This window comes from Methylobacterium persicinum (genome assembly GCF_022179525.1).
In the GTDB taxonomy this organism is placed as follows: domain Bacteria; phylum Pseudomonadota; class Alphaproteobacteria; order Rhizobiales; family Beijerinckiaceae; genus Methylobacterium; species Methylobacterium persicinum.
In genome coordinates this window covers 21,584-39,268 of the sequence record NZ_BPQX01000020.1, presented here as the reverse complement: position 1 = coordinate 39,268, position 17,685 = coordinate 21,584, and the positions used below count along the sequence as shown (strand labels likewise).

The window sequence follows — 17,685 nt, the reverse complement described above, 5'->3', positions numbered from 1 at the left end:
TCGAAAGGAGTTCCCGATGCTCACGCAATCCGGGACTGCTCCGGCCTCCGAGGCCGTGATATTGAACGACGCTGATCCGCTCGCCGCTTTCTCGGATCGCAGCTTGCTGATCGTGGACGACGACAAGCCGTTCTCGACCCGCCTCGCCCGGGCCATGGAGAGCCGTGGCTATCATGTGCAGGTGGCCGAGAGCGTCGCCGAGGGCGTGTCCGCCGTGGAAGCCCATGCCCCCGCCTTCGCCGTCATCGACATGCGGCTCGGCGACGGCAACGGCCTCGACGTCATCGCCCGGCTCAAGGAGCGCCGGCCGGAGGCCCGGGGGGTCATCCTGACGGGCTACGGCAACATCGCCACGGCGGTGACGGCGGTGAAGCTCGGGGCGTTCGACTACCTCGCCAAGCCGGCCGACGCCGACGAGATCCACGGTACGCTCATGGCCCAGCCGGGCGAGCGGGCGGATCCGCCGGAGAATCCGATGTCGGCCGACCGGGTGCGGTGGGAGCACATCCAGCGGGTGTACGAGTTGTGCGGTCGCAATGTCAGCGAGACGGCACGACGGCTCAACATGCACCGCCGGACGCTCCAGCGCATCCTGGCCAAGCGCGCCCCGCGCTGACCAGCGGGAGACGGTGGCGCCGCTTGCGCCGCCGCCCCGGCCTGGGTTAGCACGGCGCCTTGCGGGCCCGGTCGCCGGGCGGAAAAGGTGTGACCCGTGAACGCACGCAATGCGATCACCATCCTGAGCATGATGGTTCTGGTGGGCACGGAGGTGTTCGCCGTGGCCATCGCAGCGGGCTGGGCGCTGGCCGGCCTGTTCGATCTCGGGGATCGGGTCGGCCATGTGCTGATGGGGCTTTTCTGCCTGTTCGCGGTGTGGATCATGGTCCAGCTCTGGCGGCGGGCGACGAGCATCGAACCCCTGTCCGCCCCCCGGCGATCCTGAGACCGCGCAGGGCCTGAGGCTGCCATGTTCCGGGCCGTCTTGCGGACCGGATCACGATGCTTGAGAGCGTTCGACAAGGTGTTCCGGCTGCTCTAAGGATCGCCGATCACATCTTCGATGTCGCCAGCGCGGTGCGCGTTCGGCAACCGGTGAGTACACAGTGATGAAAGCCCGAATCACCGTCACCCTGAAGACCGGCGTGCTGGATCCCCAGGGGAAGGCGATCGAGGCCGCCCTGAAGTCGCTTGGGATCAACGGCATCGAGGGGGTGCGCCAGGGCAAGGTGTTCGACCTTGAGGTCTCCACGCCCGACGCCGCCTCGGCGCAGGCGACCCTGAAGGCGGCCTGCGAGAAGCTGCTCGCCAACACCGTCGTCGAGAATTACGCGATCGAGATCGCCTGATGCACGCCGCGATCGTCGTCTTCCCCGGGTCGAACCGCGAAGCGGACGTTGCGCGGGCGCTGCGGCTGTCGGGGGCGAAGGTCTCGATGGTGTGGCATGCCGAGACGGTGTTGCCGCCGGGGACCGACCTCGCCGTCCTGCCGGGGGGATTCTCCTACGGGGATTACCTGCGCTGCGGCGCCATCGCCGGCCGCGCGGCGGCCATGGACGCGGTGCGGGCCCACGCGGCCCGGGGGGGCCTCGTGCTCGGCATCTGCAACGGCTTCCAGATCCTGTGCGAGTCGGGACTTCTGCCCGGCGCGCTGATGCGCAACGTCGACCGCCGCTTCATCTGCCACCGGCAGACCCTGCGGGTCGAGCGCGCCGACACGCGCTTCACCCGGTCCTACACGCAGGGACAGGTGATCGACGTCTGCGTCGCCCACGGCGAGGGCAACTACTTCGCCGATGCCGACACCCTTGCCCGGATCGAGGGCGAGGGCCGGGTCGCCTTCCGCTACTGCGACGAGGCCGGCCATATCACCGTCGCGGCCAACCGCAACGGCTCCCTGAACAGCATCGCCGGGATCTATTCGGAGAAGGCCAACGTCCTCGGGATGATGCCGCATCCGGAGAATTTCGTGGAAGGCCTGATCGGCGGCACGGACGGCCGCGGCCTGTTCGAGAGCTTGGCGGCTTAAGGCTCTCCCCTCTCGGTATCATCCCATCCCGGACCTCATCCTGGGGTGCCCGCCGAGGCTGCTTTGCAGCACCTCAGGATGAGGTGAGGGCTTGGATAGACTGATTTCGAGCATCCTCAGTCGTGGTCGCCGAACTTTACTTAACAAGCCGTTAAGGTTTTCGCTTTATGAAGGAGGCATCCAGTTTTCTGGATGTCGAGTGCGAGTGATCTCGTCCACTCTGTTTGATGCCTCCCTGAAGACTCGCTCAGCCGCCCCCCGGGGCGGCTTTTTTTGTGCCACGGGGAGGGGTGCGCCCCCCTCACTCGGCGGCGTCGGCGTGGAGGCGCGGTGCCGGGGCCGCCTCGCCCTCCCGCACCGCCTTGCGGCGGAAGAGGCGCATCACAACCACGAAGAACACCGGCACAAAGAACACCGCGAGCACGGTGGCGGTGATCATGCCGCCCATCACGCCGGTGCCGATGGCCTGCTGGCTCTTGGAGGCCGCTCCCGTGGCGATGGCCAGCGGCACCACGCCGAAGATGAAGGCCAGCGAGGTCATCACGATCGGCCGGAAGCGGAGCGTCGCCGCCTCGATCGCCGCCCGCGTCACGGAGGTGCCGGGCTTCCACAGGTCCCGGGCGAATTCCACGATCAGGATGGCGTTCTTGGCCGAGAGGCCGATGATCGTGATGAGCCCGATCTTGAAGTAGACGTCGTTGGGCATTCCCCGCAGGTGCACCGCCGCCACCGAGCCGATCACGCCGAGCGGAATGACGAGGAGCACCGAGACCGGGATCGCCCAGCTCTCGTAGAGGGCGGCGAGCAGCAGGAAGACGATCAGCACCGAGAGGGCAAGCAGCAGGGTCGCCTGGCTCCCGGCCTGCTTCTCCTGCTCCGACTGGCCGGTCCAGGCGTAGCCGAAGCCCTTGGGCAGTTGCAGCATCAGCCGCTCCATCTCGGCGATCGCGTCGCCCGAGGTGTAGCCGGCCTGGGGTTCGCCTGTGACGCGCACCGACTGGTAGCCGTTGAAGCCGACGATCTGGCTCGGGCCCATTCCCCATTTCAGCTCCGCGATGGACGAGAGCGGCACCATCGTGCCGGAGCTGTTCTTCACCGCGTAGTTCAGGATGTCCGAGGCGTTGAGCCGCTGCAGCTGCTCGGCCTGCACGTAGACGCGCTGCATCTTGCCCCGGTTCGGGAAGTCGTTGGTGTAGACCGAGCCGAGGTTCACCTGGATGACGTCGTTGATGTCCTCGAACTTCACGCCCAGCGCCGCCGCCTTCTCCCGGTCGATGACGAGTTCGGCCTGGGGCGTGGCGGGCAGCCCCTCGATCTTCACGTTCTTGAGCACCGGGCTGCGCTTGGCGATGGCCATGAGCTGCGCCTGGGCCGCGGTGAGGGCCGCATAGCCCCGCTGCGCCCGGTCCAGCAGGCGGAACGAGAAGCCCGATGCGTTGCCGAGGTTGTCGACGGGCGGCGGCTCCTGGGCGTCGATGGTGGCGTCGCGGTAGCCGGCGAGGGCCTCGTTGGTGCCCTTCACCAGGGCGCTCGCGGAACTGGCTGCGTCCCGCTCGTCCCAGGGCTTCAGGGTCACGAAGGCCTGGCTGGTGTTCGGCCCCTGGCCGGAGAACGAGAACCCGTTGAGGATCGTCACCGTGGCGACGCCGGGCTGGGCGAGCAGGTGCTCCTCCACCTTGCGCACCGCCGCCATGGTCCGGTTGAACGAGGCGCCGGGCGGGGTCTGCACGTCGACGGTGAAGAAGCCCTGGTCCTCCACCGGCAGGAAGCCCTCCGGCAGGTTGACGAAGGCGTAGGCCGTCCCCGCCACAAGGGCGAGGTAGACCAGCATCACCCGGCCGGACTTGCGGATGAACCACGCCGTGCCGCGGCCATAGCGGGCGGTCTCCCGGTCCACGAACCGGTTGAACATCCCGAACACGCCGCCCTTGGCATGCCCATGGCCCTTGGGAACCGGCTTGAGGAAGGTGGCGCAGAGGGCAGGCGTGAGCGAGAGGGCCAGCAGCGCCGAGAAGGCGATGGAGGTCACCATCGCGATGGAGAACTGCCGGTAGATGATGCCCACCGAGCCGGGGAAGAACGCCATCGGCACGAACACCGCCATCAGCACCAGGGTGATGCCGATGATCGCCCCGGTGATCTGGTCCATGGCCTTCTTGGTGGCCTCCTTCGGGGCAAGCCCCTCCTCGTTCATGATGCGCTCGACGTTCTCGACCACGACGATGGCGTCGTCGACGAGGATGCCGATGGCCAGCACCATGCCGAACATGGTCAGCACGTTCACGGAGAAGCCCGTGAGCCACATCACCGTCACCGTGCCCATGAGGGCGATGGGCACGACGATGGTCGGGATCAGCGTGTAGCGGATGTTCTGCAGGAACAGGAACATCACCAGGAAGACGAGCACCACCGCCTCGACGAGGGTGTGCATCACCTTCTCGATGGACGCCTTCACCGCGGGTGTGATGTCGTAGGGGATGTCCCATTTCAGCCCCGGCGGGAAGAACTGGGCGAGTTCCTCCATCTTGGCGCGGATGGCCTTGGCGGTCTCCAGGGCGTTGCCGTCGGGGGCGAGGGTGACGGAGATGCCGGCCGCTTGGCCGCCGTTGAGGCGGGTCGAGAACTGGTAGGCGTCGCCGCCGAGTTCGATCCGGGCGACGTCGCGCAGGCGCACGTTGGAGCCGTCCGGGTTCGCCCGCAGGACGATGGCCCCGAAATCCTCCACCGTGGAAAGCTGGCCCTTCACCACGATGGGCGCGGTGAGCGCGTTGGCGGACGGGCTCGGCTGCGCGCCGACGGCGCCGGAGGCGATCTGGATGTTCTGGTTGCGGATCGCGTCGCTGACGTCGCCGGGGGTGAGCGACAGGCCGCGCAGCTTGTCGGGATCGACCCAGACACGGAGCGACCGCTCCGTCGAGTACAGGGTCGCCCGGCCGACGCCGGGGATGCGGCGGATCTCGTTGATGACGTTGCGGATCAGGAAGTCGCCGAGCCCGACCTCGTCCATGCCCCCGTCCGTGGAGACGAGGGTGATGATGTTGAGGGTCGCGGCGGAGGCCTCCTCCACGAGGATGCCGTTCTGGCGCACTTCCAGGGGCAGCCGGGCCTCGACGCGCTTCAGGCGATTCTGCACCTCCACCGAGGCCAGCGACGGGTCGGTGCCCGGCCGGAAGGTGGCGGTGATGTTGACCGAGCCGAACGAGTCGGTGGTCGACTCGAAGCTCATGATGTTGGCCGCCCCGTTCAGCTCGTCCTCGATGAGCCGGGTCGTGCCCGTGTAGAGGCTCTCCACCGAGGCGCCGGGAAAGGCCGTCGAGAGGGCGATGGAGGGCGGCGCGATCACCGGGTACTGCGCCACCGGCAGGTTCGGGATCGCCAGGGCGCCGCCGAGCAGGATGAACAGCGCGACGACCCAGGCGAAGACCGGCCGGTCGATGAAGAAGCGGGCCATCAGGTGGCTCCCTGGGTGGGCGGTTCGGACAGGCTCACGGCCGACGGGACGAATCCCCACTCCCCGTCTCGCGGGGGGAGGACCGCGACGACCCCGGACCTCGGGCCTGCCCGAGATCCGACTTGTGTTGCCCAAGTCGGGCAGGCCCGACTTGGGATGTCGGCGCGGCGAGGCGGCAGCCGGGGGTGAGGGGGCGTGCCGGACGAGACTCCTCCGGGGAGCCCCCTCACCGTCACTGCGGCTTCGCCTGCGCTTCCCGTTTGCACGGCGAGGTGCAAACGGCCCTCTCCCCGCAGGCGGGGCGAGGGGGGTTCGCGGCGGGACATGGCGCTTCCCCTCAGCGGCGCTGGGCGGCGGCCTGCGCCCGCTGCTGGGTGTCGGCCTTCTCGGTGGCCTCGTCGGCGTCGGGCTTGGGGGCCGGGGCACCGGGCCCGGTGGAGGAATGGGACGGCGTCTGGTCCAGGGACTTCACCGTCATGCCCACGGTGATCTTCTGGAAGCCGTCGATCACCACCCGCTCCCCCGCCTTGAGGCCGGAGCGGATCAGCCAGTCGTGGCCCACCACCGGCCCGACCTCGACGGGCTGACGCATCACGGTCTGGTCGTCCCGGATCAGCCACACCTCGGCCCGGCCGTCATCGGTGCGCTGGATCGCCTGCTGCGGCACGGCGATGGCGTCCGAATCGATGCCCTGCTTGATCCGGGCGCGGACATACATGCCGGGGAACAACTCGTCGTGCGGGTTGGGGAACTGCACCCGCAGCGTCACCTGTCCCGTGCTCGGGTCGGCGGTCACGTCCGAGAAGAGCAGGCGACCGGCGAGCGGATAGAGGCTGCCGTCATCCATGATCAGGTGGACGTTGGCGGAATTCTCCTCCAGCCGCGCCAGCTCGCCGCTGGCGAGGTCCCGGCGCAGGCGGTTCAATTCGCCCACCGACTGGGTGATGTCGACGTAGATCGGATCGAGCTGCTGGATCGTGGCGAGCGCCCCCGTCTGGCCTGGCTCGATCAGGGTGCCCTCGGTGAGGAGCGCCCGGCCGATCCGGCCGGTGATCGGGGCCCGCACGTCGGTCCAGGACAGGTTGAGCTGCGCCCGGTCCCGGGTGGCCTTGGCGCCGGCCACCTCGGCCTCCGCCTGCTTCTTGCCGGCATAGGCCGCATCGTACTGCGCCTGGCTCGCGGTGGCGCGTGAGAGCAACTGCTCCAGCCGGTCGGCCTGCTGACGGGCCAGCACCAGGGCAGCCTCCTGCCGGGCGAGGGCCGCCTCGGCGCTGGCGAGCTCGACCTCGTAGGGGGCGGGGTCGATCTTGTAGAGGATGTCGCCTTCCTTGACCTGGCTGCCCTGCTCGAAGAGCCGCTTCACCACGAGGCCGGAGACCCGGGAGCGGACCTCGGCGATGCGCATGGGCGCGACGCGGCCGGGCAGGTCGCGCACGTAGGGGATCGCCTGCGGATGCACGCTGACGAACCCGACTTCCGGCACCGGAGGCGTCGGGGTGGCGGCCTCGCGGCGATTGCAGGCGGCGAGGCTCAGGCCAAGGAGTGCGGCCGAGAGCAGCGCGAAGGCACGCGGGACGGGACGAAGGGCGGACAGACGGATCACGGCTTGCGTCGCTCCTGACTGGCGTCTCGGCACGCGAGACGAAGTCCTGTGGGCGGATCGGAGGATACGGGCAGGGATGGGCGCGGGCGGGGCCGGTATCCGGGCTCACCATAGCCCGTTCCCGCCCCGATTCGCCGGCTCAGGCCGCCCGGGGAGGCCGCAGGGGCGAGGCCTGGGGCGCCGGTGCGGGCAGGGCCGCGCTCGTCTCGGGGAACGGCACGGCGACGGAGCTCGGTGCCGGGATGGCCTCGGCCAGCTGGCCGGGCAGGGCCGGATCGGCGGCCAGTTCGATGTCGGCAGCGGTGACGGCGGTGACGTCCCGGTCGAGCCGGTGCATCAGCGGAGCCTCGGCGGGCGCCGTGTGCGGGGCCACCATCGCCAGGGCCGGCCGGAACGACGGGCCGGATGCGGACGGGGCGTTCCCGCCCGGGGCGAAGGCGAGGAAGGCCAGAACCACGAAGCTCAGGGCAAAAAGGCCGAGCGCGAGCAGGCCCCGGTCCGGGGCGAGCGCCGCGGGGTGGGGTGCCGTGAGATCCGCCCTGGGGCGGGCCATTGAGGCAAGCTGGCTGGTCACGGCCCTGTGATAAGCATCGAGACCCGCGGATGCAATCGCAAGCAGCGCCGCAGGCCCTGTGGCCCGGAGCACACACCCCGCCGCGAACCCGCCCTCCCGCGCTTCCGCGGCCTCATCCTCGCCGCGAAGCCGATGCCCGTTCCGATTGAGGGCCGGCGTGGCCCACCTATCGATGGACGTAAGGATACCGCATGTCGGGACGCATCGCGACGCTGGCGATCGCCGGATTGATGCTCGGGGCCGTGCCCCTTGGGGCCGTTCCGGCCCGGGCCGATTTCTTCGACCGGGGGCCGATCGCCGACTTCATCAATGGCTTCCGCACCCAGGCGATTCCCCGGGAGACGGTGGCGTGGTCGGGCAAGGAGAAGCCCGGCACGGTCGTGGTCTCGACCCGTCAGCGGCGCCTCTACTACGTGCTCGGCGGGGGCGAGGCGATCCGCTACGGCGTCGGCGTCGGCCGCGAGGGCTTCTCGTGGTCCGGGGTGAAGACCGTCACCATGAAGAAGGAATGGCCGGATTGGCGCCCGCCGCAGCAGATGCTGGCCCGCCGCCCGGACCTGCCCCGCTACATGGCCGGCGGCCAGGACAACCCGCTCGGCGCCCGCGCCCTGTATCTCGGCTCGTCGCTCTACCGCATCCACGGCTCCAACGAGCCGGAGACCATGGGCGCGGCGGTGTCCTCGGGCTGCATCCGCATGACCAACAAGGACGTGACTGATCTCTACGACCGGGTGAAGGTCGGCACGAAGGTCGTCGTGCGGGATTAATCGGTAATCCCGAAGGACAGGTCCTTTGGTGGGGTCCAGGGGCGAGGCCCCTGGAAACGTGTCGCGGGGCTCTGCCCCGCCCCCGCCAGAGGGCTCGCCCTCTGGACACCCCCTACTTCGGGATGAAGGCCCAGTAGTCGAGGTCGAGGATCACGGCCGGGTCGTACCCGTCGTTGAACTTGTCCGGGAAGGCGGTGCAGGGCTGGTTTTTGGTGGCCACCGTGCGCAGGCGCAGCAGGCCGACATCGTCCCGGCCGACATCGGCGGTCTCCAGCACCTCGCTCCAGGCGTAGACCGTGTCGCCCGCGAAGAGCGGCCCGACATGCCGGCCGGCATTGATGCCCGCCAGGGCGAAGGCGTTGCCGAGGCCGTTGTAGCTGAGCGCCCGGGCCAGGGAGATCACGTGGCCGCCGTAGATCAGCCTGCGGCCGAAGCGGGTATCCTTGGCGGCGAGCCCGTCGAAATGCACCTTGGCCGTGTTCTGGAACAGGCGGGTGGCGATCTGGTGCTCGGCTTCCTCGACGGTCATGCCGTCGACGTGGTCGATCTTCTCGCCCGCGGCGTAGTCACCGAACCGGTGGGGGGAGCCGGCGAGGGCGAGGTCGTAGGCCGACCCCTGAAGCGGGGGCAGGGCGCCGGCGAGGTCCCGCGGATCGACGGCCTTGGCCAGGGTCGGGACGTGCTCCTGCGTGATGGCCGCCTCTGGATCGCGCTTGCGGACCAGCACCCAGCGGCAATAGCTGAGGACGGTCTCGCCCCGCTCGTCGGATCCGACGGAGCGGACATAGACCACCCCGGTCTGCCGATTGGAGCTTTCCTTGAGGCCGATCACCTCGGAGACGGTGGACAGGGTCTCGCCCGGATAGACGGGCCGGCGGAAGCCGCCCTCCGCGTAGCCGAGGTTGGCCAGGGCATTCAGGGACACATCGGGGACGGTCTTGCCGAAGACGACGTGGAAGACGAGCAGGTCGTCCAGCGGGCTCTTCGGATAGCCGATCGCCCTGGCGAAGGCGTCCGACGACTGCACGGCGAAGCGCGGGCCGTAGAGGCCGGTATACAGGGCGACGTCCCCGGCCGTGACGGTCCGCGGCGTGGCATGGCGGATCGTCTCGCCGAGGCGAAAATCCTCGAAGAAGCGGCCGGGATTGGTTTTCACGGGGCCGCTCCTTACCGGGTGTAGACGTAGGCGGCGGGCACGGCGAACTCATGCAGCAGCCTGCTGATGAACAGCAGCAGCAGGATGAGGATGATCGGCGAGATGTCGACGCCACCGAGGTTGGGCAGCAGGTTACGGATCGGCCGCAGGGCGGGTTCGGTGATGCGGTAGAGCACCTCGCCGATCTGCGCGACGACGGGGTTGCGCACGTTCACCACGTTGAAGGCCACGAGCCAACTGAGGACCGCGCTCGCGATGAGCACGTAGATGAACAGCTGGACGACGGTATCGAAGAGCCAGATCAGGGCGTTCATGCGGCCGCGCGATGTCCTCGGGGATCGGGTTTCGCGCGCCATCGCCGCGCAAAGCGAGACGGACATGCGAGACGGGAATTGACAGGTTGAGGCCCCCGCGCCTACAAGGCCGGCGCCTCGACGGGGCTGTAGCTCAGATGGGAGAGCGCCGCAATCGCACTGCGGAGGTCAGGGGTTCGAATCCCCTCAGCTCCACCAGGCTTTCCTGGTGAAAAGTCAGCGTCTTGGGCCGCGCGGCGATTGTGCTGCCGCAGCTGTGGCTTAGCGGCGGCCCAAAAGGTCTCCGAGCTGTCCAACCGCTCTTCCGTCGGCCGCCGTCAGGCGCACAGACTCCCCCGTTCTCGCTATCGCGCATGGCGTTTTCCTGGAGCCCGAGTGGACCCGGGTCTGGAGACCGGTTCGCATGTGAACGCGAGACGCGGGTTCGCCAAGGAAGCGTGCGCTTAACGAGCCATGTCGCGTGCCGCCAGAACCGGAACTGGCGTACAAGCCGGCGCGGCCACGAGCGGCGGCCTGCTGTTCACCTACGGCGGCATCGTGGTCGGGCCGGCGCTGTTCGGGGCTCTGGCGCGCGTGGCCGGGTTCGGCGCGGCCTTGCTGGCGCTCGGCGCGCTGGTCGCAGCGCGGCTGGTAGGCACGCCGCTGCGATCGCTCCTGGGACCCGCTAACGGCCGGTCGCCCGCCACACGCGTGCCACAGCCGCTGGTGACGATGGCATGCCGGTCGGGTTGACGGGGCTCATTGCGGTGCAAGCGTATCAATTGTCCAGGTCAGCCCTGCATCGTACGTTCGGAGCTTACGGGAGCCGCTCGCTCAGAAGCGGACGTTCCGCGTCCGACCCAACCCAGACGCTTGGACCGCCGTCATCGCTTCTCTGAAGCAGACGTTCGTAGGCCGTCCGGCAACTTCAGCTTGGCGTGGGAAGGGGACCTCAGGTGCGCCGTCACCAGCAGACCTCCGCAAGTGGCGGAGGTTCATCCTCTACGAAGTTGAGCCTCGCCAACTGATTGCTAATGCGGCGGTGGTGACCGCCGAACTCATCCAGCTCGCGTCGAAGCGGCACAAGGAAGTTGTCAACTTTTGACAGATCGCCATGGCCTGTTACCTACACGCCCATGTCGACCACACCGACCCGCAACTTTTCCCTGACGGCAGAACTCGATGGCTTTATCCGCGAGCTGGTGGCGTCAGGTCGTTACAGCAACGCCAGCGAAGCCGTCCGCGCGGGTCTGCGTTTGCTGATTGAGCACGAGCAAATGATGAAGCGTAGGCGCTGTAGACCGGTGTCTGCTCACGCCGAGCCTCGCCCCTGAGGCATTGGTGATCGCTTTTCCGCATTCGCTCACACCAAGGGCACTGCCGCCATTCCCCGCCACCAACGGGGATGTCGCTGCAGCGATCCGGGCACATGACTGGTCGGCTTTCCCGCTCGGATCGCCGCAGGCTTGGCCCACCGCCCTGCGCCTCGCCATCGAGCTGATCCTCGCTTCGCCCGAAAGCATGTTCCTGGCCTGGGGGCCGGAGCTGCTGTTCTTTCATAACGACACATACAGCCCAATCCTGGGCCCACGTCGTACTCACGCCCTCGGCGTACCGATCGCCGACCTCTGGCCCGACGTCTGGGACCAAGTCCGACCCATCGCCGAGAGCGCGCTGGCGGGGGAAGCCAGTCGGTTCGACAACCTGCCCCTGACCATGGCGCGCTATGGCGACGCGGAGCAGACGTGGTGGTCGTTCTCCTACTCGCCGTTGCGGGACGAAAGCGGGACCGTCGTCGGGTTGTTCTGCGTCACCAACGAGACCACGCGGCAGGTGCTGGCGAGCCGGCGGCAGGCGTTCAACGCAGCGCTTGACGATGCCCTGCGTGGGTTGAGCGATCCCGTGGAGATCCAGGCGGCGGCTTGCGCGACGTTCGGCGAACATCTTGGCGTTGGCTGCGTCGGCTATGCCGAAGCAATCGACGAGACTGGTGAGCGCACGTTCATTGAACGGGACTGGACCGCCCCTGGCTTCGCGAGCGCCGCGGGGCTTCACGTGCTCGACGAGTATGGGCCGGTCATGAGTGCTCAGCTGCGGGCCGGCCGCACGGTTCGCATCGACGATACCGCCACCGATCCGACCACCGGGCCGGATACGGGGCCTGCTTATGCCGCCATAGGAACGCGGTCGTTTCTGAACACTCCCCTCGTCAAGGGAGGTCGGCTCGTCGCGCTGCTCTATGCGCTGAACGGTACTCCGCGCCGCTGGATCGACGATGAGGTCCGGCTCATCGAGGAGGTGGCCGAACGGACCTGGGCAGCGGTCGAGCGGGCGCGCTCCGAGGTGGCGTTGCGCGAGGAGCGGCGGACGCTGGAGACCCTCAACCGGGTCGGGACGGCCTTGGCCGCCGAACTCAACCTCGAACGTGTGGTTCAGATGGTCACCGATGCAGGGGTCGAGCTGACGGGGGCACAGTTCGGAGCGTTTTTCTACAACGTGCTCGACCCTGAAGGGGAGAGCTACATGCTCTACACCCTCTCAGGCGTCGACCGCTCCGAGTTCGACAAGTTCCCGATGCCGCGCAACACCTCCGTCTTCGCCCCGACCTTCGGCGGGGAAGGGGTGCTGCGTTCGGACGACATCCTGACCGATCATCGCTACGGGAAGAACGCGCCGCATCGTGGCATGCCCAAGGGGCATCTACCCGTGCGCAGCTACCTCGCGGTGCCGGTCATCTCGCGCTCCGGCGAGGTGCTGGGCGGCCTGTTCTTCGGGCACCCTGAGACAGCGCGGTTCCAGCTCCGGCACGAGCACCTCATGACGGCGGTCGCGGCACAGGCAGCCATTGCGATCGACAACGCGCAGCTGTTCAAGGCCGCCCAGCACGATCTCGAAGAGCGCCGCGTTGCCGAAGCGCGCTTGCGCGACCTCAACGAAACCCTCGAACAGCGCATAGCGAAGGCTATGGTCGAGCGAGCGGTCGTCGAGGAGGCCCTGCGCCAGTCGCAGAAGCTGGAGGCGATCGGCCAGCTCACCGGAGGCGTCGCGCACGACTTCAACAATCTGCTCACCGTGATCAAGTCGTCGACCGACCTGCTCAAGCGACCCGACTTGCCCGAGGCACGCCGCCTCCGCTACGTGACCGCGATCTCGGACACCACTGACCGCGCCGCCAAGCTCACGGGCCAGCTGCTCGCCTTCGCCCGGCGCCAGGCCCTCAAGCCGGAGGTGTTCGATCTCGGCAAAAGCGTTGCGGCTATCGGTGACATGCTCGGCACCCTGACCGGTTCTCGCATCCGGGTAGCGACCCAATTGCCTGTGGAGGCCGTCTACGTCGACGCCGACCCGAGCCAGTTCGATACCGCAATCGTCAACATGGCGATCAACGCTCGAGACGCGATGGACGGTGAGGGCGTGCTGGCCATCGTAGTCGAAGCAGTGTCGGGCATCCCGGCGCTTCGGGGCCACGCCGCCATGCAGGGGGACTTCGTGTCCGTGTCGATCACGGACACGGGTTCAGGGATCGCCGCCACCGACATCGAGCGGATCTTCGAACCGTTCTTCACGACAAAGGCCGTCGGACACGGGACGGGCCTTGGCCTCAGCCAGGTATTCGGCTTCGCCAAGCAGTCGGGGGGCGAGGTCACGGTGACGAGCGTGATTGGCCAAGGCACAACCTTCACGCTGTACCTGCCTCGCGCCGGACAGGACCAGCGCCCGATGACGTCCGAGCCTGAGCCGGCGGCGCTCGTCGCGGGCCACGGCACGCGCGTGCTCGTCGTTGAGGACAACGTAGAGGTTGGGAGCTTTGCGACCCAGTCGCTGGCCGAACTAGGTTATCGGACGGTCTGGGCGGCCAACGCCGAGGAGGCGCTGGCTGAGTTGGCCAAGGGGGCGGCCCGGTTCGATGTGGTGTTCTCGGACGTGATGATGCCCGGCATGAGCGGGATCGAACTAGGGCAGGAGATCCGGAAGCTGTATCACGACCTGCCGGTAGTCCTGACCTCGGGATACAGCCACGTCCTCGCGCAGAACGGAACCTACGGGTTCGAGCTTCTGCACAAGCCGTACTCGGTCGAGCAACTCTCGCGTGTCCTGCGCAAGGTTGCGACCTGGCAGAGGCGCAAGCGCATTCTCGCTGGCTGATCGCTTTCCGTTAGCCGAACGTTGACCAGATACGCCCGCGCACCTCTGCCATACATGCAATCCTTGATGCTGGCGAAGACAAACGACCAGTTCATCGGGCGGGTCGCACGCAAACCAGGTGACCCACGCGGCGCTGCCACGAAGTGGACGTTCCGAATGTCTCAGGAGTGTCGTGAATGGGCGCGGCGGCAACGTCTGCTCACGTACGTTGCCGTCCGAGGCTGTGTCAAAAGTCCCATCTGAGATAGACTTGCGGCCTCATCTGCGGAGGCCAACATGGGTCGGTTTGTCGAAGGGCAGGACCGTCGGCAGTCCTGGTTGCTGCCCAGTTCGCTGGACGACTACGTCACCGCCGACAATCCAGTTCGGGTGATCGAGGTCTTCATCGACGAACTCGATCTGGGCGCCCTCGGCTTTCCGCAGGCTTCGGAGACAGTCTCTCCCGTCACCTTCTGCGCTATCAGTTCAACAGGCCGGTCCTCGGGGCGCTGTTGAAGGAGGCCGGCTTCGCGGACGGCGGCGATGCCGTGACGACCCTGGTCGGCGGCCTGCGCACGGACAGGCAGGCCGAAGAGGGGACGGCCATCCCGTCGGCGTCGACGAAGGGCGGTCCTAGTCAGCTAAGCGCTGTGGACGCCTGAGTGGGCGCACTAGCGCGGCGCGAGGGGCGCAGCCACCACGGCCGGTTTCTTGCCTGCCCCGGCCAACGACCTCCCGCTTTGGATCTTGCTCGACGGGAAGCGGGGCGGCGGCACTTCATCCCACTCGACCGTTCAGGGCATCGGTGGCGTGACGCCGATCAGCCGATCAGGTTTCGATCGACCGCGTCGCCGAAGATCGGCAGTTCCACGAAGTGGATCGTACCGACCTCCTGTCCATCGACGGGCCTGTAGCGGCCGGCGCCTCCGTGGCTCGGCTTGCCCCGCCGGCGGACGACCTCGCGCTCGAAGGCGATGAACCCCTCGGTACGCCCGTCCAGACCGTGGATCGCGCGGACGTCGATCTCGCACAGGTAGGCCTCGCCGTTCCGGCGATAGTTCTGCAGGCGACCGAGGAATCGGCCGTCCTGCCTCAGCGCCCGTTGGACCATCCGCGTGGCCTCGCGCTTGGTGCCGGGGCCCTGCATCATGCGGGGCGTCTGACCGAGGACGTCCACCGCCTCGAATCCGCTCATCTGCAGGAAGGCGGGGTTCGCGTACAGGATGGTCGGGCCCGGACGGTTCAGTTCCGCGTCGGTGATCACGACCGCGACGTCGAGTTCGTCCGCGAAATGCCGGATGAAGTCCAACAGCTGCATGGCCCCTGCTCCTCAGGGACCGAATCCATATTCAGGATCCGTTAACTCCCGCTTAACAGGCGTTGCCGGAAACCGCTCACCGATTTCCGTGAGAACTTCCGCCTAATTCAGACATCGTTAGAACCTGCTACGCCAAATGGTCGCATTACGGCGGCCCGACGAACGATACTCTTCGTTCGACATCGCCGCCGCGATTTAGAGCTGTGGGATCCGGGGGAGTGCGATGAACTGGTTCGGTCGAGGGACGAATGCTGCCAACGTCATGGAGATCGCGGCGCTCGCGGCGCTGAGGACCAATGTGATGATCGCCGACGCGGGGATGAACATCACCTACATGAACCCGGCCCTGACGCGGTTCATGGAGCAGGCCGAGGCCGACCTGAAGGCCGACCTTCCCCGCTTCGATGCCGCCAAACTGATCGGCAGCAACATCGACATCTTCCACAAGGACCCATCGCACCAGCGCCGCATGCTGGCGGTCCTCGACAAGCCGCACGAGGCGACCATCCGGGTGGGCAAGCGCGTGTTCGACCTGCTGGTGACGCCCCTGTCGGACGGCGGGAAGCGCATCGGCTTCGTCGTCGAATGGGCGGATGCGCAGGAGCGCCTGCTGAACCTCGACTACACGGCGCAGATCGCCGCCATCAGCCGCTCGCAGGCGGTCGTCGAGCTGCAGCCCGACGGCACGATCGTCACTGCCAACAAGAACTTCCTCGACCTGATGGGCTACAGCCTCGAAGAGGTCCAGGGGAAGCACCACAGCATCTTCGTGGAGCCGGAGGCCCGGGCGAGCCGCGAGTACACCGAGTTCTGGGATCGGCTTCGCAGGGGCGAGTACCAGGCCGCGCAGTTCAAGCGCTTCGCCCGCGACGGGAGGCCGATCTGGATCGAGGGCTCGTACAACCCGATCCTCGACCGCTTCGGCAAGGTGGCCAAGATCGTCAAGTTCGCCAGCGACGTCACCGACGACGTGAAGCGCCTGACCGAGCTGAAGGTGCTCATCGACGAGAACTTCGCCGAAGTCGACCGGGCGGTCCTTCTGTCCAACAGCGAATCCGAGGAGGCGCGGGTCGCAGCCGGGAGGACCTCCGAGAACGTCCAGTCCGTGGCCGCCGCCGCCGAGGAGCTCGCCCGCTCGGTCAACGAGATCGCCGCCAGCATGAGCAAGGCGCGCGCGACCAGCGACGAGGCGCAGACGCAGACGCAGGCGGCGGGCGAGCTGACCCAGAAGCTCAGTGCAACCGCGACCTCCATGAGCGGCATCGTCGGCCTGATCCAGAACATCGCCAGCCAGATCAACCTGCTCGCGCTGAACGCCACGATCGAATCCGCCCGCGCCGGCGAGGCGGGCCGCGGCTTCGCGGTCGTGGCGCAGGAGGTGAAGAACCTCGCCAATCAGGCGTCCCGCGCGACCGATCAGATCGCCGGGGAGATCGGCAACGTGCAGGCCGTCTCCTCGCAGGTGGTCGGCTCGCTGCAGGCGATCCTGGGCTCGGTCGAGACGATGCGCGACTACGTCGTTCGCACGGCGGCGGCGGTCGAGGAGCAGAGCGTGGTCACCCAGGACATGTCCGCCAACATGCAGGACGCCGCCGGCGCGGTCGGCGCGATCGCGCAGAACATCGGCGCGATCTCGCAGGCGGTCGGCAACGTGTCCCAGGCGGTCGAGACGACCAAGGGCGCGGCCCGCGTCCTCGCGCGCTGAGGGGAGACCGATGGCTCACATCCACAGACTTCCCGTCCGGCTCGTGGGCGAGTCCACTCGGCGCCTGACCGACGAACTCGTCGCGGTGCTCCAGGCGGGCGGGGATCCGGGTCCGCGCCGACATCAGATCGAGGTCCTTAAGCAGTCGATCCTGACGGGACTGCGGGGGCTGCCGGAGGCGATGATGTCGGCGGTGGATACCCTGCCCGCCGGCGATCCGAGACGGAGTACGGTCGAGGACGCCGTTCGGAACTTCATGATCGAGGTCGAGACTCTGATCGCGATCGTCGACCCTTCGACCATGACGGTCACGGCGCCGCGCGCAGCCGCAGGGTCGCGTTGATCGGAGGAACCCGGTCGGCGGGCGGGCGCAGGGGCAGGTGGGGTGTCCTGCTGCTTGCGGCAGCCGTCCTTACCCCCATCCCGGCGGTCCTGGTGCCTGCCGGTCCGAGCGTCGCGGTTCTCGTCCCTCCGGGTAGCTCGGAGGCCGAGGCCGCCGGCATCGTCGCCGCCGCGGACGGAGCCCTTCTCCGGTTCGGACCGACGCCGAACGTCGTGCTGGCTGTCTCCGACCGGCCCGGCTTCACCGCGCGCCTGTACGGGGCCGGCGCATGGCTCGTCTTCGACCCGGCCTTCGCGGCCGGCTGCCCTACCGCGGTACGGTGAC

At 67.9% G+C, this 17,685-nt stretch carries 18 protein-coding genes and 1 tRNA gene; 13 read left to right on the top strand and 6 right to left on the bottom strand.

Translation table 11 applies throughout. The annotated features are described in order from the left end of the window. Positions 1-16: 16 nt before the first annotated feature. The 4 genes from MFF22_RS08500 (at position 17) to purQ (ending at position 2,026) form a co-directional block, all read left to right on the top strand. Entirely contained in the window at positions 17-616 is a 600-nt protein-coding gene (locus MFF22_RS08500; RefSeq protein WP_238248530.1) for an ActR/PrrA/RegA family redox response regulator transcription factor, read from the top strand. A gap of 96 nt (positions 617-712) precedes the next feature. After that, complete coding sequence (locus tag MFF22_RS08495; protein WP_238248529.1) at positions 713-943, top strand: hypothetical protein; 231 nt, start codon at positions 713-715, stop codon at positions 941-943. Between the two features lie 163 nt (positions 944-1,106). Further along, positions 1,107-1,346, top strand: a complete 240-nt coding sequence (purS, locus tag MFF22_RS08490; protein ID WP_238248528.1) for a phosphoribosylformylglycinamidine synthase subunit PurS — start codon at positions 1,107-1,109, stop codon at positions 1,344-1,346. Beyond that, entirely contained in the window at positions 1,346-2,026 is a 681-nt protein-coding gene (gene purQ, locus MFF22_RS08485; protein WP_238248527.1) for a phosphoribosylformylglycinamidine synthase subunit PurQ, read from the top strand. Before purS ends, purQ begins: the two co-directional genes overlap by 1 nt. A gap of 301 nt (positions 2,027-2,327) precedes the next feature. On the opposite strand, the gene MFF22_RS08480 is transcribed toward purQ, so the two are convergent. The 3 genes from MFF22_RS08480 to MFF22_RS08470 form a co-directional block, all read right to left on the bottom strand. After that, on the bottom strand, positions 2,328-5,477 hold the full coding sequence (locus MFF22_RS08480; protein WP_238248526.1) for a multidrug efflux RND transporter permease subunit: 3,150 nt from the start codon (positions 5,475-5,477) through the stop codon (positions 2,328-2,330). A 337-nt stretch (positions 5,478-5,814) separates the two neighbouring features. After that, positions 5,815-7,035: an efflux RND transporter periplasmic adaptor subunit gene (locus MFF22_RS08475; RefSeq protein ID WP_370877574.1), complete on the bottom strand. Its 1,221-nt coding sequence runs from the start codon at positions 7,033-7,035 to the stop codon at positions 5,815-5,817. A gap of 184 nt (positions 7,036-7,219) precedes the next feature. Next, complete coding sequence (locus MFF22_RS08470; protein ID WP_238248525.1) at positions 7,220-7,633, bottom strand: hypothetical protein; 414 nt, start codon at positions 7,631-7,633, stop codon at positions 7,220-7,222. Between the two features lie 212 nt (positions 7,634-7,845). Between MFF22_RS08470 and MFF22_RS08465 the strand changes: the two genes are divergently transcribed. Continuing rightward, positions 7,846-8,421, top strand: coding sequence for a L,D-transpeptidase (locus tag MFF22_RS08465; protein WP_238248524.1), 576 nt, complete (start codon positions 7,846-7,848; stop codon positions 8,419-8,421). Positions 8,422-8,533: 112 nt separating this feature from the next. On the opposite strand, the gene MFF22_RS08460 is transcribed toward MFF22_RS08465, so the two are convergent. Together MFF22_RS08460 and MFF22_RS08455 are read right to left on the bottom strand one after the other, a co-directional pair. After that, positions 8,534-9,577 (bottom strand): MaoC family dehydratase, encoded by a 1,044-nt coding sequence (locus MFF22_RS08460; RefSeq protein WP_238248523.1) that lies wholly within the window; start codon positions 9,575-9,577, stop codon positions 8,534-8,536. An 11-nt stretch (positions 9,578-9,588) separates the two neighbouring features. Beyond that, positions 9,589-9,891, bottom strand: a complete 303-nt coding sequence (locus MFF22_RS08455; RefSeq protein WP_238248522.1) for a YggT family protein — start codon at positions 9,889-9,891, stop codon at positions 9,589-9,591. 122 nt (positions 9,892-10,013) lie between these two features. Here MFF22_RS08455 and MFF22_RS08450 point away from each other — a divergent pair. The 5 genes from MFF22_RS08450 to MFF22_RS08430 all read left to right on the top strand — a co-directional run bounded on the left by MFF22_RS08450 (position 10,014) and on the right by MFF22_RS08430 (position 14,511). Beyond that, a tRNA-Ala gene (locus MFF22_RS08450) sits at positions 10,014-10,089 on the top strand. 255 nt (positions 10,090-10,344) lie between these two features. Next, positions 10,345-10,623, top strand: coding sequence for a hypothetical protein (locus MFF22_RS08445; protein ID WP_238248521.1), 279 nt, complete (start codon positions 10,345-10,347; stop codon positions 10,621-10,623). Positions 10,624-11,006: 383 nt separating this feature from the next. Continuing rightward, complete coding sequence (locus tag MFF22_RS08440; RefSeq protein WP_238248520.1) at positions 11,007-11,204, top strand: type II toxin-antitoxin system ParD family antitoxin; 198 nt, start codon at positions 11,007-11,009, stop codon at positions 11,202-11,204. A gap of 187 nt (positions 11,205-11,391) precedes the next feature. Further along, positions 11,392-14,016: a GAF domain-containing protein gene (locus MFF22_RS08435; RefSeq protein WP_238248588.1), complete on the top strand. Its 2,625-nt coding sequence runs from the start codon at positions 11,392-11,394 to the stop codon at positions 14,014-14,016. Positions 14,017-14,292: 276 nt separating this feature from the next. Further along, positions 14,293-14,511, top strand: a complete 219-nt coding sequence (locus tag MFF22_RS08430) for a hypothetical protein (protein WP_238248593.1) — start codon at positions 14,293-14,295, stop codon at positions 14,509-14,511. Between the two features lie 304 nt (positions 14,512-14,815). Here the strand turns inward: MFF22_RS08430 and MFF22_RS08425 are convergent, their stop codons facing one another. Continuing rightward, complete coding sequence (locus MFF22_RS08425) at positions 14,816-15,313, bottom strand: PAS domain-containing protein (RefSeq protein WP_238248519.1); 498 nt, start codon at positions 15,311-15,313, stop codon at positions 14,816-14,818. 223 nt (positions 15,314-15,536) lie between these two features. Between MFF22_RS08425 and MFF22_RS08420 the strand changes: the two genes are divergently transcribed. The 3 genes from MFF22_RS08420 to MFF22_RS08410 all read left to right on the top strand — a co-directional run bounded on the left by MFF22_RS08420 (position 15,537) and on the right by MFF22_RS08410 (position 17,684). Next, positions 15,537-17,018, top strand: a complete 1,482-nt coding sequence (locus MFF22_RS08420) for a methyl-accepting chemotaxis protein (protein ID WP_238248518.1) — start codon at positions 15,537-15,539, stop codon at positions 17,016-17,018. A gap of 10 nt (positions 17,019-17,028) precedes the next feature. After that, on the top strand, positions 17,029-17,361 hold the full coding sequence (locus tag MFF22_RS08415) for a hypothetical protein (protein ID WP_238248517.1): 333 nt from the start codon (positions 17,029-17,031) through the stop codon (positions 17,359-17,361). Positions 17,362-17,453: 92 nt separating this feature from the next. After that, a complete protein-coding gene (locus MFF22_RS08410) occupies positions 17,454-17,684 on the top strand; it encodes a hypothetical protein (protein WP_238248516.1) in 231 nt (76 codons plus the stop codon). Position 17,685 lies beyond the last annotated feature (1 nt).

What these genes read in the sequence shown, in the direction of transcription:
- purS (WP_238248528.1), top strand. Translation starts at nt 1,107, where the DNA reads ATGAAAGCCCGAATCACCGTCACCCTGAAGACCGGCGTGCTGGATCCC.
- MFF22_RS08425 (WP_238248519.1), bottom strand. Translation starts at nt 15,313, where the DNA reads ATGCAGCTGTTGGACTTCATCCGGCATTTCGCGGACGAACTCGACGTC.
- MFF22_RS08480 (WP_238248526.1), bottom strand. Translation starts at nt 5,477, where the DNA reads ATGGCCCGCTTCTTCATCGACCGGCCGGTCTTCGCCTGGGTCGTCGCG.
- MFF22_RS08470 (WP_238248525.1), bottom strand. Translation starts at nt 7,633, where the DNA reads ATGGCCCGCCCCAGGGCGGATCTCACGGCACCCCACCCCGCGGCGCTC.
- MFF22_RS08465 (WP_238248524.1), top strand. Translation starts at nt 7,846, where the DNA reads ATGTCGGGACGCATCGCGACGCTGGCGATCGCCGGATTGATGCTCGGG.
- MFF22_RS08420 (WP_238248518.1), top strand. Translation starts at nt 15,537, where the DNA reads ATGAACTGGTTCGGTCGAGGGACGAATGCTGCCAACGTCATGGAGATC.
- MFF22_RS08435 (WP_238248588.1), top strand. Translation starts at nt 11,392, where the DNA reads ATGTTCCTGGCCTGGGGGCCGGAGCTGCTGTTCTTTCATAACGACACA.
- MFF22_RS08455 (WP_238248522.1), bottom strand. Translation starts at nt 9,891, where the DNA reads ATGAACGCCCTGATCTGGCTCTTCGATACCGTCGTCCAGCTGTTCATC.
- MFF22_RS08415 (WP_238248517.1), top strand. Translation starts at nt 17,029, where the DNA reads ATGGCTCACATCCACAGACTTCCCGTCCGGCTCGTGGGCGAGTCCACT.
- MFF22_RS08440 (WP_238248520.1), top strand. Translation starts at nt 11,007, where the DNA reads ATGTCGACCACACCGACCCGCAACTTTTCCCTGACGGCAGAACTCGAT.
- purQ (WP_238248527.1), top strand. Translation starts at nt 1,346, where the DNA reads ATGCACGCCGCGATCGTCGTCTTCCCCGGGTCGAACCGCGAAGCGGAC.
- MFF22_RS08500 (WP_238248530.1), top strand. Translation starts at nt 17, where the DNA reads ATGCTCACGCAATCCGGGACTGCTCCGGCCTCCGAGGCCGTGATATTG.
- MFF22_RS08430 (WP_238248593.1), top strand. Translation starts at nt 14,293, where the DNA reads ATGGGTCGGTTTGTCGAAGGGCAGGACCGTCGGCAGTCCTGGTTGCTG.
- MFF22_RS08445 (WP_238248521.1), top strand. Translation starts at nt 10,345, where the DNA reads ATGTCGCGTGCCGCCAGAACCGGAACTGGCGTACAAGCCGGCGCGGCC.